The organism is Mesorhizobium sp. M7A.F.Ca.US.006.04.2.1 (assembly GCF_004022915.1).
GTDB lineage: Bacteria > Pseudomonadota > Alphaproteobacteria > Rhizobiales > Rhizobiaceae > Mesorhizobium > Mesorhizobium ciceri.
In genome coordinates, this window is record NZ_RZQA01000451.1 from 1 (window position 1) to 5,252 (window position 5,252).

The window sequence follows — 5,252 nt, forward strand, 5'->3', positions numbered from 1 at the left end:
ATCGCGCTCCTGGAATGGCTGCCATGCCGCAGCGTCAGTTGCGCGGGCAGCGCGACGTTGGCGTAGACGGACAGGTTGGCATAGACGCTGGTGAGCTGGAAGGTGTAGGCGATCCCCCTGCGGACCCTGACATAGGCAGGCAGATTGGTGATGTCGGCGCCGTCGAAGACGATCATGCCGGCAGACGGCTGGATGCGGCCGCTGACCAGGCTGACGAAGGTGGTCTTCCCCGCTCCATTGGGGCCGATCACGGCGCGGATTTCGCCCGGCATCAAGGAGAAATCCACACGGTCGACGGCACGCAGGCCGCCGAAGTCGCGAGAAAGGCCCTTGGTGGTCAAAAGCGGCATCATGGCAGCCACCCGAGCCAGCGCTGCCTAATGCTGCCCAGAATGCCTTTGGGGAAAAACAGCACAAGCAGGATCAGCGCGATGCCCACAATCAGCAGATAGGCGGAGGTGTAGCCGCTGGTGATATCGATGACATAGTACATGAACAGCGTGCCGATCAGCGGCCCGAGCGTTGTTGCAGCACCGCCCAGCAGCACCCACAGCAGCGGCAGGATCGAATACTGCACCGACGCGAAGCTCGATCCGACATAGCCGAACAGCAGCGCATAGGCGGCACCCGAGCCGGCGCAGATGATGCCGGAGATGACGACGGCGGCGAGCTTGTTGGAGAAAGTGTCGTATCCCAGCATCTTCGTCCGCTCTTCGTTCTCGCGGATGGCGACCAGCACGCGGCCATACCGGGAGCGGACGATGGCCAATGTGACGAGAAGCACGATCGAAAACAGCGCCAGCGCCGTCATGTAGCGAACGGTCGGATTGGTGAGCTCGAGCGACGTCGCGCCGAAGGTGAGCACACGGGCCGGCTGCGTCACGACCATGCCCTGGTCGCCGCCGGTCCACGTCGCGAAGTAGAGGATGAGGAGGTAGAACACTTGCGCGAACATCATGGTGACGATCATGAAGGCGACGCCCGTGGTGCGCAGCGCCAGCAGGCCGATCACGAGTGACACAACAACACCACAGGCAAGCCCGGCGGCGAACGCCGCTGGTACGCTCCAGCCGAGCTGGATGACTGCAAGGCCGGCGCCATAGAGCCCGGCGGCAAAGAACATGGCATGGCCGAGGCTGAGCAGGCCGACATAGCCGAACAGCATGTTGTAGCCCATGGCGAACACCGCCAGCACCATGATGCGGGCGAGCAGGCCGTGATAGTATTCCGGCAGCAGGAAGCTCAGCACGAAAAGCAGCCCGACGACGCCGAGATGCAGGGCATAGGCTTTTACCGGCGAAGCTTCGCTCATCGCGACCTCGTCCCGAACAAGCCTTGCGGACGGAACACCAGCACCATGGCGACCAGCAGCGTGGCGATGATCTTGGCCAGCGTCGGCGAGAAGAACATCGAGATGATGCCGTCGGAGAGACCGATCAGCACGGCGGCGACGACCGTGCCGCGCAGCGAGCCGAGGCCGCCGATGATGACGACGATGAAGGAGAGCAGCAGCGGGTCCTGCCCCATCAGATAATGCGCCTGGCTGATCGGCACGATCAGCACTGCGGCAATGGCCGCCAGCATGGCGCCAAGCGCGAAGACGCCGCCATAGACGCGGCCGACGGGGATGCCGAAGGCCTGCGCCGTCTCGCTGTCATACTGCGTGGCGCGCATGACGAGGCCGATCCTGGTGCGCGTCAGCACCAGCCATGTCGCGGTGAGCAGCAGCGCGGAGGCGGCGATGACAGACAGTTTGTAGCCGGAGTAGCCGAACCACGGCAAAAGGATACGGTAGCTGAACGGCGGCTCCACCGGCCGCGCCTCCGGACCGTAGAAGGTCAGCGCCAGCTGCTGGATGATGTAAAGCATGCCGATGGTGGCGACGATGGTGGCTTCCGGATTGTAGTTGAGCCGGCGCAGCACCAGCCGTTCGGCGACCAGCGCAATGGCGCCGACGATCAGCGGAGCAATCACAAGTGCGGCCAGGAAGCCGAGCGCGGGGTGGCCGCCAATGGCTGTGGTGATCGCCCAGGCGAGCACGGCGCCCAGCATGAAGAACTCACCATGCGCGACATTGACCACCCGCATGACGCCGAACACCAAGGACAGGCCGAGCGCGGTCAGCGCCAGCACGGCTGAGGTGACGAGGCCTTCGAGGGCGGCGAGGAGGAGGTGGGGACCGAAGTGCATGCTACACGCTCAGCGATAGCGCAATCGCGCCCCTGCGGGGGGTGAGGAGTGGTCCGCGCAGCGGACGGAAAGCCAATTGCTTGGCTTTCCGAACGACGAACGCCCGGAGCGACAGCGAAGGGCCGGGTCCGGCAGGACAGAGGGGGGCGGCCTGGCGCTCACGCTTGTGCTGGAGCAGCTCACAGCGCCTGCGTCGTGTAATCCCCTTCGGCCTCGTAAAGTCCGTCCTCGATCTTGGTCTTGTGCACGACCTTGAGCTTGCCGCCTTCGATCTTGGAGATGTTCTGGATGCCAAAGCACTGGTGGATCTTGCCGTTGAAGGTCTTCGGTCCCTGCGGATGTTCCGGACCTTCGGCGAATTCGGTCAGCGCCTCGGTCGCCTCGACCAGCTTGGCGCGGTCTTCCGGTCCCTTGTAGCCGGCGTCCTCCATCGCCTTCTTGACGACGTAGAGCGTTTCCCAGCAGCCGAACATGTGGGCGGCGGTGGAGACGTCCTTGGGGTCGCCGACGGCGGCGCCATTGTCGTCGATGCCGACAGCAGCGCGATAGGCCTTCTGCGCCTCGGAATCATCGGCCTGCGCATAGCGCGGCGAGCCTTCCCAGAAATGGCTGCCATCGAGGAATTCGAGGCCGGGGCTGTTGATGTCGGTGGCTTCGAGCGAATCGATGAAGCCGAACAGTTGCGGCCGGTTGGAGCCGTAGAACTCACCAAGCTCCTTGACGAAGGTGAGCACGGCCGGGCCGACCATGACGTGGTAGATCACCTCGGTCTCGGCCGGGATCTGCGGAAAATACTTGGTGAAGGATGATTCCGTCGGCGGGATGGCGATCTGCGCGATGACCTCGCCGCCTTGCGCCTTCAGCGCCGGCGGCAGGTAGTCGCGGTGGTCGTAGCCGAAGGCGAAATCCGGGAAGATCTGCGTCACCTTCTTGCCGGCGTTAGCCGCGATCCACGGCGCCATCGACTGGATCTGGCTCTTCACGTCGGTGATGCCGGGCTGGAAGACATAGCGGTTCAGCTTGGTCGAGGCGACGTGATGGCCTTCGCTGACGACGAAATAGGGCATCTTGTTTTCGCCGGCGGCGGGCGCCGAGCCGATGACGACATGCGAGAACAGCGTGCCGAAGACGATGTCGGTTTTGTGCTGGGTGGCGAACTTGCCGACCACCTCGGCGCCACGGCCGGGATCGGTGCCGTCATCCTCGATGATCACCTCGACCTGGCGGCCATTGATGCCGCCGGCTGCATTGATCGCCTTGACTGCGGCAGCTGTCGTCTTTTCGTACCAGCGGCCATAGGCAGCGCCGATGCCGGTGCGGTGCGACTGGAAGCCGATCTTGATCGGCGCCGAACTCTGCGCCTGGGAATAGCGGACGAAGCCAGGGGCAAGGCCGAGGCCGGCGCCTGCGGCCAGACCTTTCAGTGCGGTGCGGCGGGTGAGCGTGGATCTGGAGAGATCGAAAAACCCATTCTTGTCAGTCACGGCAGTTCCCCTGTTTTTGAGTTTTGACTGGCTGCAACGAGGCAAAAAATCGCATGTGTACAAACTAAATCACCAAAGCCCCGACGTGGCAAGCGGGCTTTCCCCGAAGGCATGCTGGTCGCCTTTTCTCATCCGACAGTCGGCGTGGCAAGCAACCAGAGGCCGAAGACGGTGTAGGCGATCATCAGCAAGGTAAGCGGGAACTGGCTGAGGGCCGCGCGGGAGGGCTGTGGGTGCAGGCGCCAGGCGAAGCCGTGAGCGACGAGGACGGCGAGCACATGGCCCAGGATGATGGCGCCGGCCTGGATATTCCACAGCCACCACGCAGAGTCCGCCCCCGCAACGATGCCGGCCTCAATCTGCATATCGGCGGTGCCGAACAGGTTCCAGCCCATCGCGAACGGATCGGAAAGTGCCGCAAGCGCATATTGGCCGTCGACGAGCAGCGCCGTCAGATAATGCGCAATGTGATAGGCAAGCGCGATCGGCACGATCGACCACACCAGCTGACCGGCCGCCTGGTTAAGAATGTGGTCGCTGCCGGCAAGACGTTGGCCGAGCCAGACGGCAAGCAGGAACACCGCCGCCAGCAGCGCGAATGTCAGGATCAGCCCGAAAGTGCCGCTGCCGATCAGCGCCGTGCGGCCGGGAAATTCGAGCGGGTTGATGCCGAACAGGCCGAGCCAGAAGAAGGTTTTGGACAGGCCGTCGAAGGACACCGACGACAGCGCAAGCAACAGGAAGGCGATGCCGCTGGGCGGCAACGGTTCGGCGGCAAGCAGCTTGGCGCCGGGCCAGCAGAGCGCGAGCCGGCCGGCGTCGTTGCGCTCGATGGGCGCGAAGCGCGCCACCATGGAGAAGAAGACCGTCAGGAATTCTCCGCCGCGGCTCCAGCCGCGATAGCCGAATGCCAGCATGGCAATGAGGGTGAGCAGCCAATAGAAGCCGGCAGCATATGCCAGCCGCGCCGGATCGTCGGGCGCCGGATCGATGAGTTCGAACCAGGCAAAGGCGAAAAACAGGATGAACGCTGGCCAGCAACCGAGCCATCGGGGAAGCCGCGGTATCCCTTCATCGCCCGCGCGCAAGAGACGTGAGATCAGACGCCAGGGCCCGTACCAGGGATTGAGCCACGACCAGAGGTCGCCGAAGACGCCCTGCAGCAGCGTGAGGCCGGCCCACATCAGTGTCCAGATCAGCAGCGGCAGCGGATTGGAGAGTGGGTCGCGGCTGCCGAACAGGCCGGCGGCAATGAGAATTGCAAAGCCGGCAAAGGATATCAGGCTGATGGCGGCGCGGGCGCTGTCGCCGAAGGTGAACAGCGGCAGGCGTCGGCGCCAGAAGCGGTCAAGCGAAGCCGCCGGCAGCAGCGCCAGGACGAGGAAGCTGATCGCCACGGCGAAAGCGCCTCCAACCAGATAGTAGCCGGTCGGCAACAGCAGGACGTGGCCCTGATCGGAGGCGTGTGCGCAGGCGGGGGCGGGCAATACGAGCGATACGGCTGTAAGCAACAATGCCAACGATAGATGACGGCACCCTGCGGCGCCCCCCTCTGTCCTGCCGGACCCGGCTCTTCGC

Annotated in this window: 5 protein-coding genes; all 5 read right to left on the reverse strand. The window is 64.2% G+C overall.

Going from position 1 to position 5,252, the window contains the following annotated elements; translation table 11 throughout:
* The coding region (locus EN925_RS22210; RefSeq protein ID WP_164894325.1) for an ATP-binding cassette domain-containing protein at nt 1-353 on the reverse strand (353 nt) is incomplete at its 3' end.
* Entirely contained in the window at nt 350-1,312 is a 963-nt protein-coding gene (locus EN925_RS22215) for a branched-chain amino acid ABC transporter permease (RefSeq protein WP_127369370.1), read from the reverse strand. The genes EN925_RS22210 and EN925_RS22215, both read right to left, overlap by 4 nt.
* Nucleotides 1,309-2,190, reverse strand: coding sequence for a branched-chain amino acid ABC transporter permease (locus EN925_RS22220; protein ID WP_013528443.1), 882 nt, complete (start codon nt 2,188-2,190; stop codon nt 1,309-1,311). Before EN925_RS22220 ends, EN925_RS22215 begins: the two co-directional genes overlap by 4 nt.
* 179 nt (nt 2,191-2,369) lie before the next feature.
* Nucleotides 2,370-3,674: an ABC transporter substrate-binding protein gene (locus EN925_RS22225; protein WP_013528442.1), complete on the reverse strand. Its 1,305-nt coding sequence runs from the start codon at nt 3,672-3,674 to the stop codon at nt 2,370-2,372.
* Between the two features lie 128 nt (nt 3,675-3,802).
* Nucleotides 3,803-5,252: hypothetical protein (locus EN925_RS22230; protein ID WP_245487264.1), on the reverse strand; the 1,450-nt coding region annotated here is incomplete at its 5' end.

What these genes read in the sequence shown, in the direction of transcription:
- EN925_RS22220 (WP_013528443.1), bottom strand. Translation starts at nt 2,190, where the DNA reads ATGCACTTCGGTCCCCACCTCCTCCTCGCCGCCCTCGAAGGCCTCGTC.
- EN925_RS22215 (WP_127369370.1), bottom strand. Translation starts at nt 1,312, where the DNA reads ATGAGCGAAGCTTCGCCGGTAAAAGCCTATGCCCTGCATCTCGGCGTC.